The sequence below is a fragment of the Leeuwenhoekiella marinoflava DSM 3653 genome, from assembly GCF_900129005.1.
In the GTDB taxonomy this organism is placed as follows: Bacteria; Bacteroidota; Bacteroidia; order Flavobacteriales; family Flavobacteriaceae; genus Leeuwenhoekiella; species Leeuwenhoekiella marinoflava.
In genome coordinates this window covers 56,496-74,128 of the sequence record NZ_FQUN01000016.1, presented here as the reverse complement: position 1 = coordinate 74,128, position 17,633 = coordinate 56,496, and the positions used below count along the sequence as shown (strand labels likewise).

At 37.7% G+C, this 17,633-nt stretch carries 13 protein-coding genes and 1 pseudogene; 5 read left to right on the top strand and 9 right to left on the bottom strand.

From position 1 onward, the window contains the following. Positions 1-166: 166 nt before the first annotated feature. Positions 167-1,444 (top strand): replication-associated recombination protein A, encoded by a 1,278-nt coding sequence (locus BUB91_RS14815; protein WP_073100070.1) that lies wholly within the window; start codon positions 167-169, stop codon positions 1,442-1,444. A gap of 75 nt (positions 1,445-1,519) precedes the next feature. Here the strand turns inward: BUB91_RS14815 and BUB91_RS14810 are convergent, their stop codons facing one another. The 4 genes from BUB91_RS14810 to radC all read right to left on the bottom strand — a co-directional run bounded on the left by BUB91_RS14810 (position 1,520) and on the right by radC (position 5,282). Next, the gene (locus BUB91_RS14810; RefSeq protein ID WP_128759369.1) at positions 1,520-2,404 is read right to left on the bottom strand and encodes a hypothetical protein; all 885 of its coding nucleotides are present in this window, start codon (positions 2,402-2,404) and stop codon (positions 1,520-1,522) included. A 55-nt stretch (positions 2,405-2,459) separates the two neighbouring features. Continuing rightward, entirely contained in the window at positions 2,460-3,152 is a 693-nt protein-coding gene (locus tag BUB91_RS14805; protein WP_073100068.1) for a YjjG family noncanonical pyrimidine nucleotidase, read from the bottom strand. Beyond that, on the bottom strand, positions 3,145-4,449 hold the full coding sequence (locus tag BUB91_RS14800) for a polysaccharide deacetylase family protein (protein ID WP_073100067.1): 1,305 nt from the start codon (positions 4,447-4,449) through the stop codon (positions 3,145-3,147). Before BUB91_RS14800 ends, BUB91_RS14805 begins: the two co-directional genes overlap by 8 nt. A gap of 134 nt (positions 4,450-4,583) precedes the next feature. Then, positions 4,584-5,282: a RadC family protein gene (gene radC / locus BUB91_RS14795; protein ID WP_073100066.1), complete on the bottom strand. Its 699-nt coding sequence runs from the start codon at positions 5,280-5,282 to the stop codon at positions 4,584-4,586. Between the two features lie 138 nt (positions 5,283-5,420). Here radC and BUB91_RS14790 point away from each other — a divergent pair, with 138 nt between their 5' ends. The 3 genes and pseudogenes from BUB91_RS14790 to BUB91_RS21345 all read left to right on the top strand — a co-directional run bounded on the left by BUB91_RS14790 (position 5,421) and on the right by BUB91_RS21345 (position 6,561). Beyond that, complete coding sequence (locus BUB91_RS14790) at positions 5,421-5,864, top strand: DUF1569 domain-containing protein (protein WP_073100065.1); 444 nt, start codon at positions 5,421-5,423, stop codon at positions 5,862-5,864. Further along, positions 5,861-6,016, top strand: a complete 156-nt coding sequence (locus tag BUB91_RS21350) for an FMN-binding negative transcriptional regulator (protein WP_241652623.1) — start codon at positions 5,861-5,863, stop codon at positions 6,014-6,016. Before BUB91_RS14790 ends, BUB91_RS21350 begins: the two co-directional genes overlap by 4 nt. Positions 6,017-6,087: 71 nt before the next feature. Beyond that, positions 6,088-6,561, top strand: a pseudogene (locus BUB91_RS21345) (FMN-binding negative transcriptional regulator). Here BUB91_RS21345 and BUB91_RS14775 read toward each other — a convergent pair. Continuing rightward, a complete protein-coding gene (locus BUB91_RS14775) occupies positions 6,482-7,834 on the bottom strand; it encodes a UDP-N-acetylmuramate--L-alanine ligase (protein ID WP_073100063.1) in 1,353 nt (450 codons plus the stop codon). The pseudogene BUB91_RS21345 and the gene BUB91_RS14775 sit on opposite strands and share 80 nt — an antisense overlap. Before the next feature lie 77 nt (positions 7,835-7,911). Next, positions 7,912-8,871 (bottom strand): tetratricopeptide repeat protein, encoded by a 960-nt coding sequence (locus tag BUB91_RS14770; RefSeq protein ID WP_073100062.1) that lies wholly within the window; start codon positions 8,869-8,871, stop codon positions 7,912-7,914. An 88-nt stretch (positions 8,872-8,959) separates the two neighbouring features. Between BUB91_RS14770 and BUB91_RS14765 the strand changes: the two genes are divergently transcribed. Continuing rightward, positions 8,960-15,568, top strand: coding sequence for an alpha-2-macroglobulin family protein (locus tag BUB91_RS14765; RefSeq protein ID WP_073100061.1), 6,609 nt, complete (start codon positions 8,960-8,962; stop codon positions 15,566-15,568). A 37-nt stretch (positions 15,569-15,605) separates the two neighbouring features. On the opposite strand, the gene BUB91_RS14760 is transcribed toward BUB91_RS14765, so the two are convergent. From BUB91_RS14760 to BUB91_RS21340, 3 genes are all read right to left on the bottom strand, one after another. Next, positions 15,606-16,130, bottom strand: coding sequence for a DUF4136 domain-containing protein (locus BUB91_RS14760; RefSeq protein WP_241652625.1), 525 nt, complete (start codon positions 16,128-16,130; stop codon positions 15,606-15,608). A gap of 68 nt (positions 16,131-16,198) precedes the next feature. Beyond that, entirely contained in the window at positions 16,199-17,212 is a 1,014-nt protein-coding gene (gene obgE, locus BUB91_RS14755) for a GTPase ObgE (RefSeq protein WP_073100059.1), read from the bottom strand. 182 nt (positions 17,213-17,394) lie between these two features. Further along, positions 17,395-17,598 (bottom strand): four helix bundle protein, encoded by a 204-nt coding sequence (locus tag BUB91_RS21340; RefSeq protein ID WP_241652626.1) that lies wholly within the window; start codon positions 17,596-17,598, stop codon positions 17,395-17,397. Positions 17,599-17,633: the final 35 nt, after the last annotated feature.

Sequence of the window (17,633 nt, the reverse complement as noted above, 5' to 3'; positions counted from 1 at the left end):
CAATTGTTTAACCAAAAATCTAAAACAGGAAATACTGGCAGTAAATTGCTTTTATTAAAAATCCTTAATCAATTAAGCTGGTACATTTTTCAATTTTAACTCATTTGCTAGTTTATTTTAAGTTGAGTTTTCAAGTTAATAAATGCTAAATAAATAATTTTGAAGAATGAATGCACCATTAGCAGAACGTTTACGTCCTAAAACTTTAAATGACTACTTAAGTCAGGAACATCTTGTAGGTGACAAGGGTTCTCTCACTTCTTCGATAAAATCAGGTATTATTCCTTCTTTGATATTGTGGGGACCTCCGGGAGTTGGCAAAACCACCTTAGCTTCTATTATTGCTGAAGAATCAAAGCGTCCGTTTTATATTTTAAGCGCTATTAACAGTGGTGTTAAAGATGTGCGCGAGGTGATTGAAAAAGCAAAAAATGCCGGAGGATTATTCACGCAGAAAAATCCATTGTTATTTATAGACGAGATACACCGCTTTAGCAAATCGCAACAAGATTCGTTACTCGCAGCGGTAGAAAAAGGCTGGGTAACGTTAATAGGTGCAACCACCGAAAATCCAAGTTTTGAGGTTATACCTGCACTCTTGTCGCGTTGTCAGGTTTATGTGCTCAATCCGTTTTCTGCAGATGACCTGAGAGCGCTTTTAAAGCGTGCAATGACTCAGGATGCAATTCTTGCTAAAAAGGAAATAATACTCGAAGAAACAGAAGCTCTGTTACGCATAAGTGGCGGTGACGCTCGTAAACTGCTCAATATTTTTGAATTGCTTGTTACTACCACAAATTCTGAAAAAGTAATTATAACCAATGAAATGGTGCAGCAAAAAGTGCAACAGAATACGGTAATGTATGACAAAACCGGCGAGCAACATTATGATATCATTTCCGCATTTATCAAATCGATTAGAGGTAGCGATCCCAATGCAGCGGTTTATTATTTAGCCCGAATGATCGAGGGTGGAGAAGATCTTAAATTCATTGCAAGACGTTTAATCATTCTTGCTTCAGAAGATATTGGCAATGCCAACCCAACGGCTTTAATAATGGCCACAAATGCCTTTACAGCAGTAACAACCATAGGCTATCCTGAATCTCGTATCATATTAAGTCAGTGCGTGACCTATCTGGCAACCTCAGCAAAAAGCAACGCTTCTTATATGGCGATCAACAAAGCTCAACAATTGGTTAAGCAAACAGGAGACCTCCCTATACCGCTTGCTTTGCGTAACGCCCCAACTAAATTGATGAAAGAACTAGGCTATGGAGATGAATATAAATATTCACACGATGGCACCGGAAATTTTATTTATCAGGAATTTCTACCTGAAGAAATAAAAAACCAAAAGCTCTATGATCCCGGAAATAATGCGCGAGAAGATGGTATTCGTAAGTTTCTGAAAAACCGTTGGGGGGATAAGTACGACTATTAAAACGACTTTTCACCCAATAAAAAACTCCCTCTTGATTATCAAGAGGGAGTTTTTTATTGGGTGAATTATATGGTATTACTTTTTAGAGAAAACCATTTTCACTAATCCAGACACACCTTTTATTTCACGTTCTACAGTAAACTCTGTACCGTTATAATAACCTACTCCCGTGAATTCTGAAGTACTTACTAAATAAGAACCTGAAGATGTTTTTACAGCCGTTCCTATCTTAGAACTTCCTTCATAAACATCAAACCCAGAAGTTGTAGCCTGCATACTAAATGATTTATCTGCACTGGTTAAAACAGTTGTACTATCTTTTTCAATCACAGATTCATTGGTACTTGGAGCAGCAGTCTCTGTATCAATCGCTGTGCTTACTTCTTCTTTGATTTCTTTACCAGTGTTCTTAACAACAGCAGTCACGGCAACAACCTTAGGCTCCTGTTTTCTTCGTATTTCCGGTACCAATTCTGCTTCTTCATCTTCCTCAACCTCAATGAGCTCTGCACGCTCTACAATCTCTTCAGAATAGGTATAACCATATTCTTCTTCGAGCTCTTCAAACGCATCTCTAAATGCATCCTGATGACCTGCTTTAAATTCCTTTATTTTACTTTTCCCTTCTGGTAAAACAAAAACCTCTTTACCTCTACAGTTTACTAATGAGATCAAAGCTTTAGTACTTAAAAATCCACTGATAGTAGCTCGTGCATACAACGTATTACAACCCGACTGGTTTAAATCTGACGGCAACTCTTCATTTTCCATATAAGCATTAAAACCATATTTTATAAAAAGAAAACGGGTTAGCGCATTCACATCATATTGACCGGCCTCATCCTGAAACTCAAACTTCTGAGGTACAACGATGTATTTATAATCTCCTAATTCTTGAGCCGAAAGGCTTATAACTCCTAAAAGTAATGCTAAGGCTAGTATTAAATTCTTTTTCATCATGTTTTATAATCTATTAATCTAACGAATTAAATCTTGTTTTGTTATCGTTCTTAATTTACAAAAATAAGCGAACAGACTTAATATCATCTACCACAACTTCATCAGCCTTCAATACAGCTTTATGATAATTGAAACAGATCGTCTGCATCCCTATATTTTGAGCCCCTACAATATCTGCCTCATAGGTGTCTCCTACCATAATACTTTCGGTTACAGTTGCAGCTGCGACATTTAAAGCGTGGTGAAATATTTTTGAGTCAGGTTTCTTTACACCTGCTGCTTCACTACTTGTCATCGTCTTAAAATAGTGTTCTATTTTTGAATTCTGAAGTTTTAAAGTTTGTACCTCCTTAAAACCATTGGTAATGATATGCAATTGATACTTCTCATTGAGTTCTTCAAGCAGTTCTAAAACTCCATCAAAAAGATGATTGTGCTTCGGTAAATAATCTATATAATCTATAGAAAGCCTGTCTATCAAAAAGTCATCAATATTTATCTGCAAAGCATCAAATGACTTCTTTAATCTTCCGTAACGCAATTGCTCTTTTGTTACGCGAGCTTCCCGGTAATACTTCCAATATTCAAAATTAATAGGAGTGTAAACCTTTAAAAAATCTTCAACATTAACACGGATGCTATTCTTCTCAAATATATCCTGAAACGCCAATTCTGAATTGCGATCAAAATCCCAAAGGGTGTGATCCAAATCAAAAAAAACGTGTTTAATACCCTTAAATTTAGTCATTGACTAATTCTCTAAAAAATTGTTTCCACTGGCCTTCATCTTGTCCTTTACCAGTAACTGATTTATTTTTAAAACTGAACACAAAATTACCTTTTACCCGCTCAACTTCTTCTTTCATTTTAAAGAAAATATCAAGTTCATGATTCAGTTCTTTTACATCTACACTTCGGGATTCAAAAGCTCTAGCCTGTGCACAAATAGGATGAATGATCAACGGGGTAATACTCTCATAATCTAAATCATAAAAATTAAAAGGCGTACACGTACCCGCTCTAAAACCCAAAACATCTGGATATCCCATTGAATAATCATTCTTAGCTTCTTGCTGAATCATCTCGCGATAATGCGTGGGTAAACTCCCCATATACGCACTGCAACGCACCGCATTCAATTCTTTATTTATAATTCCCTCAATACGCTTTTTCTCAAGCTTCATTTGCTTTTTATCCGATAACGCCTCTTTAGAAAGTAACAACCCAATCTCACTATAATCTCCTACCATTTTTATGAGTTCTCTGAAAGTTTTCTTATTATATCTGATATTCTTTGTATACGTAGAATAATTACCTACCATAAAGAAAAATACAAACTTGAACTTGGCATTTTTCTGAACATTTATCAACCAACTAAAGGTATCATATGGATCTTTCCTCAATCCTAAATTCACTCTAAAACGCAACCATATATGTTGAAACTGAAAATGCACCAAGTCGCTTAAAAAACTGGTCACCCAGCGCATAATTCCTATACCATACATTTCATATGCTTGCTCAACATCTACTAAAGCTTGAAAAGAAAATTTCCGCTTTGCAAAATCATAACCAGGATATTTTTCCTCTAGAACTTCTTTAAAATAATACGCCCAGATATCAATAACAGGCTGTGTTAAAAATTCATTTTGAAACCCTAGACTCTCCGCCGCCGGAAACCTACCCTGCTCGTCTTTTACGTGTGGTAAAAATTCTTCATACCTACTCAAAAGAACAAAAGCTGCAGCAAAAATATCGTAAGGCAAAAAACTTTTAATTCCCGTAACAAAGAAGCATTTTGTATCACGCCATTCTTGCACTTTGACTTCCATATCTGTTATTCCCTGCTCAAAAAGCACTTCTTGACTTTTGATGTGCAGTTCTTTACCCAGTGGTTTATTGGTGTAAGAAAGCTTGAGACTGTCGTGCACGATAAACTCATCTACCGCAGTCGTAAACTTGACAGGAATCCCTAAAATATTGGTGCAAATATGCTTAAACGTATAACGTAAGCGCGGGGTTATTTTATGAGTATAAATCAGAAGCATTTACAAATTCTTAGTGGCAAGTTCTGCAATTTTCTATTAAAGGCGAAAGAATTGCAGTTAATTAGATTGAAGTAAGATTATAAGGGTTTAAAACCCTAAATTTTTCTTCCTACAGCAAACTAGCACTGAAGATTCTAAAGTAAACCTTCATCAGCAAAGCTAAAATAAGCATTTTCGGTAATGATTAGATGGTCTAGCACTTTTATATCAAGACTTGCTGCTGCGGTTTTGAGTTTTGCGGTGATATCTTTATCAGCCTGGCTGGGACGCAAACCACCTGAAGGATGATTATGTGCCAAAATTATCGAAACCGCACCCGTCTCTAAAGCTTTACGCAATACCAATCTTACATCTACCAATGTCCCGGTCATACCACCTTTACTGAGCTGATGCATCGTCACCACTTTATTAGAGTTATTAAGGTATAATATCCAGAATTCTTCGTGCCCGAGTTCGCCTAGTATGGGATTCAAGAGCGCATAAACTGCATGACTCCCGGTAATTTTCTTAACATCTTCGGTTTTTTCTGCACGACGTCTGCGACCGAGTTCCATCGCTGCGGCAATTGTTATTGCTTTGGCTTCGCCTATACCTTTAAACTCCATTAGCTGAGTAATACTTAACTTCCCTAAAGCAGTGAGGTTATGTTCTGCGGAAGCTAAAATGCGTTTGCTTAAACTTACTGCACTTTCATTGCGGCTTCCTGAACCTATCAGAATTGCGATGAGTTCTGCATCGGTTAATGCGTCTTTACCTTTTTGCAGTAATTTCTCTCTGGGTCGGTCATCTAATGACCAATTCTTAATTGAAAAATATTCGGTTTTGTGCTCCATAAAAATGAGTTGGGTGTAAAGCCATATCAATAGACCTTAGCAATTATTTTTATCTAAACAGTTGTAGGGGTAGGGAGATAATCAGTTCTAAAGTTAAAAAATGTAACTTTAAATCACACCATTAAACTTTTAAAAAGCATGAAAAACCTTTTTGAATCAGACACTTACAACACAATCCTAAAGCGAATAGCAAATCTTTCTCCTGAAAGCACTGCGCAATGGGGTAAAATGAATGTTGGTCAAATGCTAAATCATTGCCAAAAACCTATTGAAATTGCGCTTTATAATAAAGATTTTGGTCTCAAATCAAATTTTCTAATTCGTACTTTTTTTAAAAAGTCTATGTATGACGACAGTGCATTACGGAAAAATATGCCAACCCCAAAAGGGTTTAAAGTTGCTGAACCCAAAGATTTCTCTACTGAAAAAGAACGTTTAAAATCACTTATTAAATCTTTTCACAGCCTTAAGAATAAAAAAGATTGGACACCGCATCCTGTTTTTGGAAACTTAACACCAGAGCAATGGAGTAAAATGCAATACAAACATTTGGATCATCACTTTAGACAATTTGGAGTATGAGTTTATATCCTCCTAAACACCATCAAGAAGCCCAGTTTGAAAATGTTATCAAAACAATTGAAATAGTTCCTCTAGCCACGCTAATTTCAGTTTATGAAAATAAGCCCATTGTTACGCATTTGCCGTTACGGTATTCTAGAAATGAAAAATGAGGAACACTCACCGGACACATAGATAATAATAACCCACAACTCAAAAATCTAAAAAAGGAGCTCCTGCAACAATTGTCTTTAACGGACCTGACTCCTATATTTCACCCAGTATTCATAGAACAAAACAACTACCAACCTAGAATTATATCAAGGTACATTTAGAAGGAAAAATAACGCGGATTTTGAATAACGACGAACTCAAAACTGAAATGGTAGAACTTACCAAATTTCTTGAAGGCACTGATCAAAAGTATATTTTAGAAAAGGAAAATTCACGAATGGAAGCTTTTGTAAATTATGTTACCGGCTTTGAAATTGAAATAACAAGCTGGGAAGGCAAATTTAAATTATCGCAAGACAAGAATAAAAAAGATCAAGCTGCAGCTAAAGACACGCTTACCACAAATTACACTAAAGCCACTCCTAGCTACTTAGATCTAATCTACGCCAATCATATAAAAAAGGCTAGAGCATATTCTGCACACTATCAAAATCTAAACCGCCATAATTACCACTACTCATTAGTAACAACACCGAATTCTTGAATTCCTGCTCGTTTAGATAATTTTTAAAATCAGCGGAATCTGTAAAAATAATAAGGTCTTCACGCTCAAAAGCTGCTGCTATTTGTTCTTTACTGATCGCATCGAGTTTTTTTACCGCAACAGCTTCAGGCGAATAAAAAACTACGGCTTCTTCGGCTGCATCTAAAGCGCCTTTATATCCTTTTATAAATTCGGCGTTAAGGCTACTGTAGGTGTGTAACTCTAGGCAAGCATAAAGTTTACGGTCTGGAAATTGATTTTTTACCGCTTTAGTAGTGGCTTCAACTTTACTAGGCGAATGCGCAAAATCTTTAAAAGCAATATTATCAGCGGTCTCCCCTATTTTTTCAAGTCGCTTAGCGGCACCTTCAAAACTGGCGATTGCCTCATAAAAATCATCTTCATCAACTCCCATATGCTGACAAATCCATTTAGCACCGGCGAGATTACTCAGGTTATGCTTTCCGAAAACAGATATTGGCATGGGACCTTCTGGTGTTTCTAATAAAGTTTCTCCATTTTCAATCGTATATTCTGGTGTCGTATAAGTATGCTTTCGGGTAGGAGCTGTAGCAGCTTCGGCAATTCTTTTCACCTCAGCGTCTTCTTCATTATAAACTAGTATTCCGCCTCGAGAAATAGAGTCTGCGAAGATCTCAAACTGCTTCACATAATTCTCATAAGTAGGAAACACATTTACGTGATCCCAGGCAATACCGCTTATCAAAGCAATATTGGGTTTATATAAATGAAACTTGGGTCTGCGATCAATTGGAGAAGAAAGATACTCATCACCTTCAAGCAATATAAAATCGTTTTCTTCAGTCAGATGCACCATTGTTTCAAAACCCGGCAATTGCGCACCAACCATAAAATCTACTTCGCGATCGTGGTAATGCAAAACGTGCAGAATCATCGAAGTAATCGTGGTTTTTCCATGAGAACCGCCAATTACAACTCGCGTTTTTTCTTTAGCCTGCTCGTATAAAAACTCCGGATAACTATAGATTTTGAGTCCGAGATCTTGCGCTTTTAGCAATTCTGAATTATCTGGTTTCGCGTGCATTCCTAATATAACAGCATCCAGATTTTCTTCAATTTTATCAGGAAACCAGCCCATTTCTTCCGGTAACAAATCATAGCTTGCTAGTCGGGATTTAGAAGGTTCAAAAATCGCGTCATCGCTTCCGCTTACCTGATATCCTTTGTGCTGTAGTGCTAAAGCCAGATTGTGCATAGCGCTACCACCAATTGCTATAAAATGTACACGCATAGTCTGTAATTGCTGTTAAGATAGAAGATGCAAGTTAAGAAATCAATGGCATCAAAAGCGACCGAAATACAAGTATTCTATAATTTGGAAATACGTTCTTTTTCTTCTAAAGCTTGCTCAAAATCAGGCTTATCTGCAAGTGCCAAATTGATGTAGTGAATTGCACGAGTTTTGTCGCCTCTATTTTTATAGATCTGAGCCATACGATAATGCGCCCAGCTAACCGGCACTCCATCTTTTGCCGAATAATTTGCAATATAATGCTTGAGGCTTGCTAAACCCAAATCGTGCTCGATATTAAATTCCGCTGCAATTTTACCTATCTGATAATTAATCTGATTACGCTTGTGAAGTTTTAGACTAGAAGCCGCTGTATTTAAAGCCTTTTTAGGTTCATTCTTTTTCTCATAAAGATTGATTAGCTTTTCATAAGTCGTGGGAGACCCCCCCACTTCAATCGCCTTTTTGTAAAGCACCTCCGCATCCTTCATATCTTTTTTATATTCGGCTACATAGCCTCTTGCGAGGTAACCATCTACCGGAGATATATTTTGAAGTTCCATCGCGTAAGCCTCTGCTTTTTTCTCACTCCCACCAATAATTCCCGGAAGTTGAAGATATAATTCTACAAGCGCCCAACGCGTTTCTATATGTTTGGGGTCTAATTCTGCAGCACGTATAAAATGCTTTTTAATATCATCTATATAAGTGAGTGCACGTAGTTTGCTAATATTTAAAGCTTTCATCCCCATAGCTCCTCCATATTTAAAGTTGAAGTTTGCACTTGACGGATTCTCTTCTAAAAGCTCCTCATAATATGCTATAGCATCATCCCAATTTTCTTCATAAGAAGCTATATCACCGAGATATTCACGTGTTTTAGCATCATTAGGATGCTGCTTTAAATGAGCTAAAAAAATAGGTTTTGCCTTATTAAAATTTTCAGTTTTAAAATACCCTTCAGCCTTTTGAAAATCTATTTTTTGAGCAAATATTGTTGCTGAAAAAAATAGAAAAAAAAGAATTCTTAAATGCATATCTGGTTGTTTGAGTCAAATCTAAACAAAAAGGAGACCACGTTTTTTAATTTCTGTATATTAACAATATCAATCAAATAATGTTTCGATGTATAAAACCATTACTACTGTTCTATTAATTCTATGCACGATAAATCTTTGCTGGGGACAGGATTCCAGATATAAAGAGTCTTGGAGAACTATACATTTATATGAAATCGATGGTAAAATTGCTTCTGCGTTAGAGGAAACCCAATCTCTCGTCAACCAATCAAAACGAAAAAAAGATTATAACACCTACCTGAAAGCTAAAATATACCGCTGGAAATTTTTACAAATAAATACCGAAAACTCAAATAACCTGATTCTGGAAGAGGTTAATACAGTCATCAAAGATATCCCTTTCCCATACAAAGCCATTTTAGCAACCTATAAAGCCAAGTGGCTTACAGATTATTATAAAGATAATCGCTGGTCGATTAGCCGACGTGGGCAAATTGACAATCCCGATTTGAGCGACATAGAAACCTGGGATCTGATGACGCTTTTAGAAGAAATACGTAAAACCTATCAATTTGCACTTGCAAAAGGCCAAAAACTCATTATCGAGCCGGCTGGGAATTTTGAGGTTTTGCTCCAAACAGCACAACTAAACCGAAAATACAGACCCAGTCTTTATGATATTCTGGCTCACGAAAGTCTCGATTTTTATAAAAACAATTTTTACAACCTTACCAGACCTAACGAAACCTATGAACTCACAAATGAAAAACTCTTCGGTTTAGGTAAGACATTTACCGAAATACAATTTAAAACTCCTGACAGCTTATTTTCTAAAGTAGATATACTTAAAGAATATCAAAATCTTGAGCGCTTATATCAAGGAGATCAAAATTCCGAAGCTTTAGTTTTTACAACTTTACAAAGACTGGAATACGTGTTTCAAAATCATCAGTCTAACAACAAATGGCAGCTATACGAAAAGACGTTGTTAGAATTGGAGGAAGCGTATATGGGAAAAGAAATTCAAGGTTTAATCCGTTTAAAACTTGCTGAAAAATACAGGGATTTGTCTGACACTAAACTGGAAGCGTATACCAAAGACTCCGCTTATACTGAAGAAGAATTTGAACGCCTCCAAAAATTAAACAATGGTAACTGGCTGCTCAAATACCCTGATTACAACTCAAATGCAATTAAGCTTTCAAGAAAGATTGTTGCTGATTTCCCAGAGTCTGCCTACGCTATAAAAGCTGCGCAACTATTAGAACAACTGCAAAAACCGGAGCTCAACCTAAAATCTGAAGAAATCTGGACTCCCGATGAAAAAGGACGATTACTCATCACCTACAAAAACATAGATACGCTTACTTTAAAAATTTATAAAGCTAACGCTACCATTCTTGACGCCCGGGATAAGTCCTATTTTCAAGATTCTATCCTTAAAGATTTTATTCAAATAAGACCTCAAATTGAAGCGCAAATCCTGCTACCAAAATCTCAGGATCACAATCAACACAGCACAGAAACCATTTTGCCGGCATTGGAAAAAGGATCGTATTTAATTTATGCTTCCTCAGCAAATATTCCGGCTAATGAAGGAAGTTACAGTTTTATAAATGTAAGTGAACTTACCGCAAGTCTTACTGATTACGACCGTTACGAATCTATTCAAGTCTTAAACAGAACAACAGGACTACCGATCAAAAATGCTGAGATCAAGACGTACATTATTTTAAATAGAGGTGAATATGCTAATAAGGTAATTGACCAGCTGAAACACACCGATAAAAATGGCATTGCAAATCTTTTAAAACGACCAAATGACAGAAGATTAAACAATATTACCATCAAAACTCCATCAGACTCTACCAACCTTTCCTATTACCCCGGTTACTATCGCAGTCTCGAGGAAATAAAAGAGAACACAGACTCCATCGCCAGAACTGTTATTTATACAGATAGAGCTATTTACAGGCCGGGACAAAAAGTGTATTTCAAAGGAATTTTATTATTGCGTCTTAATGGAGAGGCTCAAACGGTTGCAAATGAAATGATAAGTGTTTTCGTAGAAAATGCAAATGATGATGAAATTGAAGAATTTGTTTTAAAGACCAACGAGTTTGGTTCCTTCTCAGGTGAATTTGTGCTTCCAAAAAGTGGACTTAACGGAGATTTTTCAATCTATGCTGATGAAAACTATGATGTAGATACTTTTTTTTACGACAGCATTGATGAATTTGACTGGCAAACCACAACCTTTAAAGTCGAAGAATACAAACGGCCTACCTTTGAGGTTACCTTCACCCCCCTAGAAGAAGCCTTTATGCCGGGAGATAGTATTCAAATACAAGGAATGGCGGAGTCGTTTATGGGCGCTAAACTCTCTGAGATACCAGTTAAATATACCATTACAAGAACCAAGCAATTCAGCTACTGGCGCTATGGAGGGTCTCAGGAATCACTGCAAATTGCCAATGACACCATTGCAACTAACAACGAAGGAAGTTTTGAAATCAAATTTGCCTCCGATATTCCTGCGGAAGATGAAGCAATTTACAGCTATAAAATCTACGCAGAAGTAACCGATCTCAGCGGGGAAACCCGAAGTGCTTCAACTACGGTCAGAATTGGTAATAAGAATTTAATCGCAAGCCTGCGCTTACCTCAACAGACTTTAATCAATGACAGTCTTGATATTTATATCGAATCAAAAAACCTCAACGATCAGGAAGTTACAGCCTCAGGCACTTTAAAAATTTATAAGCTACAGGCTCCCGACCGTATTTTAGGAGAACGACTTTGGGAAGCTCCCGAAATTCAAACCATTTCTGCTGCAGACTTTAAAAAAGCCTTCCCAACTGAACCCTATTTTGATGAGCAAAAAGTGGAAAACTGGCCAAAGGGCAAGCTCCTTTTTGAAACAACATTTGAAACCAGCGGATCTTACAAACAAAAACTTTTGCCGGATGAAAAATGGCCTTCAGGAAAGTATGTGGCTATTATAAACTTAAAAAGTGAGAACGGAGCTACAACAGAAACCAAAGAAACTTTTGACCTTACCGACACAGCAGCTAAATCACTTCCCGACCATAAATCTTTTGAAGTCTCTGTACTGGACAAAGACCTAGAACATTCTAAGAAAATTCAACTCTTGTTAGCGACCGGTTTTGACAGCCTTTCCGTTTACGTAAAAGCATTTGACGGTCAGGAGAAATTTTATGACAAGAAAGTTACTTTTTCAGGTAGTAAAAAGCTCGATATCCCGTATAGAAACACCGAGCAGAACGGGACACTTATTCAGATTTTTGGCATAAAAAACGGTTTGCCGGTTTCCTGGCAAACAACGATTTCCACATCAGCCTTGGTACAATCAAAACTTAATTTTAGCACCAAAACATTTAGAAACAAAATGCAACCAGGCGTTGAAGAAACCTGGAGCTTCACACTAAAAGACGATTCGGGTAAAACCCCTGATGCCGAAATTCTGGCTTCGATGTATGACGCATCTCTCGATCAGTTTACTACACCTTCCTGGGAAACAACAGTTGATTTTGACGATTATTACAATAAAGGCTATACCAGCTTCCCATCGTTTAATAGACCTCAGGTAAACGAACTCACCTATTTTAGAAATACCTTTAGCAATCGCAGCAATTATCGCAACACTATATTGTCAAACTTTGATGAATTAAAAACATTTGGGTTCACATTTGGGCAACCCAATTCGTATCAATATAAGCGTTACGTTCAAACTGTGGCCAGCACTGTTTCAGAGAGCATATCTCTTCAGGGAAATACACGAGGCATTGTTACAGATAGTGATGGGCAACCCCTGCCTGGGGTGACAGTTATTGTAAAAGGCACGGATACCGGCACCACCACCAATTTTGATGGGGAATTTGCTTTAGACACAAAACCTGGTGCTGTTTTGGTTTTCAACTACATAGGCTTTATCGAAAAACAAGCTACTACCGCTAAAGACAAAAATCTGTATATCATGCTTGATGAAGACTCGGCCCATCTAGATGAGGTAGTTGTTGTGGGTTATGGAACACAAACTAAAAAAAATATCACAGGCTCAGTTGCTATGGTTCAATCTGAGAGTGTAGAAAGTGTTCTTCAGGGTCGAGTAGCAGGGGTTGAAGTAAGTGCTCCAGGAGCTTCAGAAGAAATTCGCATTCGTGGCGCCGCATCTGTAGCGGGTGGCAAGCAACCTTTATACATTGTAGACGGTGTACCTGTAGAAAAGTTTGATATGTCTGCCAGTGAAATTACGAGCATAGACGTGCTTAAAGATGCAGCGTCAACCGCGCTTTACGGTTCAAGAGGAGCTAACGGAGTAATTGTAATCACGACCAAAAAAGCACTTGACGAGCTTACACAGGTTGAAGCCCGAAAAAATCTGGACGAGACCGCCTTTTTCTTTCCACATATACAAACGGATAAAAATGGAGATTTCTCTTTTTCATTTACAACACCTGAAGCATTAACCCGTTGGAAACTGCGGTTACTGGCTCACGATAAAAACTGGGTAACCGGGCAAATGCAACAAACGGCAATTACGCAAAAAGAACTCAGTATCGTTCCTAATGCCCCACGTTTTTTAAGAGAAGAAGACACTATCAGTTTTAGTGCAAAAATCACCAACCTCAGTTCATCTACGCAAAGTGGTGCTGCAACCTTATTACTTTTTGACGCGCTTACCCAAGAACCCATAGATACCAAACTCGCAAACACACAAGCAAATCGTACGTTCAATCTAAGTTCAAAAAAGAGCACTGCAGTAAGCTGGGATCTAATCATACCTAAGGATATTGAAGCGGTCACCTACCGGGTCGTTGCAAAAGCAGGCTTTTTTTCTGACGGAGAAGAAAACATACTTCCGGTTTTGACAAACCGTACTTTGGTTACTGAGAGTATTCCGCTGTTTATTCGGTCTGGAGAGACCAAAACTTTTGAATTTGAGAACCTTAAAAACAACACCTCAAAAACACTTGCTAATCACAAATTTACCTTAGAATATTCTTCCAATCCCGCATGGTATGCCATACAGGCACTACCCTATTTAATGGAATTTGAACACGATTGTTCTGAACAGATTTTTTCAAGGATTTATGCTAATACGCTAGGCTCACATATTGTTACCAGCGATCCTAAAATTGCAGACGTTTTTAAATCCTGGAAAAAAGACAGCGCTCTGGTAAGCAATCTCGATAAAAATGAAGAACTCAAGAATCTCATTTTGGCTGAAACCCCTTGGGTACGTGATGCCGAGTCTGAGACCGATCGCAAAAATAGAATTGCTCAACTTTTTGAAGTAGAAAAATTAAAAACGCAACAACAAGCAGATTTAGCAAAGCTAGAGAATAGCCAGTTAGACTCTGGGGCATTCCCGTGGTTCTCCGGGGGCCCCGCAAGCGAATTCATTACCCGTCATATAGTTGGCGGTTTTGGTCATCTTAAAAAACTAGGTGTGACACTCGATGACTCAGGCATTCCAGATCTTGCCTTAGTGTATCTTGACACTAAGCTTATTCGCGATAAAAATAAGTTTAAAACCTTTTCAACGAAGCCCGAAGATTTTTACAAACAACGCGGACATTTGCATTATCTATATGCACGCAGTTATTATCTCGAAGAGGCACCTTTAAACGATGAACTTAAAGTAATTAGTACTAAAATTCTAAACTATCATGAAAATAACTGGCAAGAGCTTTCGGTTTATGAAAAAGGAATGTTTGCCTTGGTAGCAAACCGAATGGGCAAGACCGATTTGGCTACAAAAATAATGACAAGCCTTAAAGAAAGTGCGGTGTATTCTGAAACCAATGGTATGTACTGGAAGTCCAACAGACCCGGATGGTACTGGTATCAGGCGCCCATAGAAACCCATGCATTGATCATCGAAGCTTTTACTGAAATTACACAGGATACAGAAGTCCTTGAAGAACTTAAAGTTTGGTTATTGCAAAACAAACGCACCAACAGTTGGCCCACTACAAAATCAACCACCGAAGCTGCGTATGCATTGCTTTTAAGTGGAAATGACTGGCTAAGTGTCACAGACAATACCAAAATTGAACTGGGAGGAACCACCCTCAAGACAAAAAAGCTTGAGGAGTCAGACAAGGAAGCAGGTACCGGCTATTTAAAATTAAACTGGAATGCTGAAGAAATTGACGAAACCTTTGCTTCCATTGAAATTAAAAATAAAAATACATCTCCTGGTTTTGGCGGAGCTTACTGGCAATACTTTGAAGATTTTGATCAAATCAAATCGCATACCGAAAGTCCGTTGAATGTAGAACAGCAATTGTATCTTAAAGAAAATGGACCTACAGGCGCAACACTGAAGCAAATTGACTCAGACACACCTATTAAAGTAGGTGATCTCATCACCGTTCGTCTTGTGGTACGGGCCACTTCAGATATGGAATTCATTCATCTGAAAGATACTCGAGCCAGTGGGTTTGAGCCGGTCAATGTATTGTCAAAATACAAATATCAGGATAGGATTTCTTATTACGAAAGTACTCGGGATGCAGCCACGCACTTTTTCTTTGATACGTTACGCAAAGGAACCTATGTGCTGAAATATAATTTACGAGCAAATAATGCCGGAAATTTCAGTAATGGAATCACCACTATCGAAAGTATGTATGCTCCTGAATTCTCAGGCCACACTAAGGGAATACGTGTAAATATTGACAATTAAACCAAATGTAGGAAACCGAAAAGTTTTACGTAAAGATCTATTTCTCCGGGGGAAATTCTGAAAATACCTTTTGAACGAGTTTAGCAAAATACGTTACCCGATCTTGAGGATTGGTGTTAACAGCAACATTGCTGTCGCTTACAGCCTGCCAGACTAATATATCTTGACGTGCATCAACGAGGTCAAAGGTTATAGTTTGATGGTCTTTTCTTCCGCCTAGCGGGATGCCGGCACCTACACTTACTCCGCCTCCATAACTACCACCACCTACTCCTATTCCCACTGAATTTTGAGGCGCGGTCTCATACTGATCTGCAACAATATTAATGAGTAAATCTGGAGTTTCAGATTTTGCAAATCCATTTGCCTGCATTACAACGTCAGTTGCGTCCATAAGACGATTATCATCAAGCTGACTCAAACCGGTTTGCATATCGGCAATGTAATTATAGGTCTTGTAAGTTGAGAAACTTATTTGCTCATCATAGTCGTAAGCTACTTTGGTGCTTCCGCAAGAAAAGAGTGTAGCTGTTACTACTAGAAATAAAAAATGCTTCATCATATCTTTTCTTTTAAAAATAGACAAAATGAAGCACCTTATGAGTCAATAAAATCCTAAAATAAAGAAAGTTATTCTTCTACCGCAGGACGATTTAGCATCGCCCATAGACGGTCTTTTAACTGTGTAAGACCTTGCTGAGCAACAGACGAAATAAACAAATACTCAACGGGTAAGTTTTTATCAAGTTCACTTTTAAGTTCTGCCTTCAACTCGTCATCAAGCATATCACATTTTGTAATAGCGATGAGTTTGTCTTTATCTAATAATTCCGGATTGTATTTCTCGAGTTCATGCAATAAAATCTGATACTGCTCTGCTACATCAGGCGCATCTGCAGGAATCATAAAAAGCAAGGTTGAATTACGCTCTATGTGTCTAAGAAAACGATAACCAAGCCCTTTACCTTCTGCCGCACCTTCAATAATTCCGGGAATATCTGCAATTACAAAGGTTTGAAAATCTCTGTACTGAACAATTCCTAAATTAGGTTTTAGCGTTGTAAACTCGTAATTGGCAATTTTAGGTTTTGCTGCTGTGATAACTGAAAGCAATGTTGATTTTCCTGCATTAGGAAAGCCAACTAAACCTACATCTGCAAGAACCTTAAGCTCTAACGTAACATCAACTTCTTTACCGCCTACACCAGGTTGCGCATAGCGAGGAGTTTGATTTGTAGAAGTCTTAAAATGTGAATTCCCTAAACCTCCCATACCACCTTCGGCAACAATAAATTCTTGCCCTTCTTCGGTGATCTCTTTAAGTATTTCTTGAGTTTCAGTATCGCGTATCACTGTTCCCAGTGGCACTTCAATATACATATCTTCACCATCTGCACCGGTACTGGTTTGTTTACTACCATTACCTCCGTGCCCGGCTTTAATATGTCTTTTAAATTTGAGATGTAATAACGTCCACAAATTAGGATTTGCACGCGCAATAATATGTCCTCCTCGACCACCATCTCCACCATCAGGACCACCTTTTGTGACGAATTTCTCGCGTCGCAAATGGGCAGATCCTGCACCTCCTTTTCCTGAAGACACATGCATTTTTACGTAATCAACAAAATTTCCTTCGGTCATCTTCTGTTTTTTTGTTTTGGGTTTCCTGTTTTAGTCTACTTTTTTAAACTTTGTCCCCCTGAATTCTGTAGTATTTAAATATTTAATAAAAGATCCTGACTTAGCATTGATATGATCACAGCTTGTTATTAGATCTTCGTAATCGGTTATAGTTATTAAATTCTTATCGTTGAGCGATATAGTTATGATTTCAATTCTGAACAAGAATCTTTAGCATATCCTAAAAAATTTCGAAACTCTAAATTTCCAGATCTTCCAAAACCTTCCGCTATATTATCCATTAATGAGCCAAAGCTTCTATCCATTTGATCCTGCAAAGAATAGCGTTTTGAAAGCTTTCCTGATACAAACTGCCGCTCAAATTTTATACAAAACTCTCGAGACAATTTTCAAACTTCTAAATTCTCAAATTTTTCAGTTG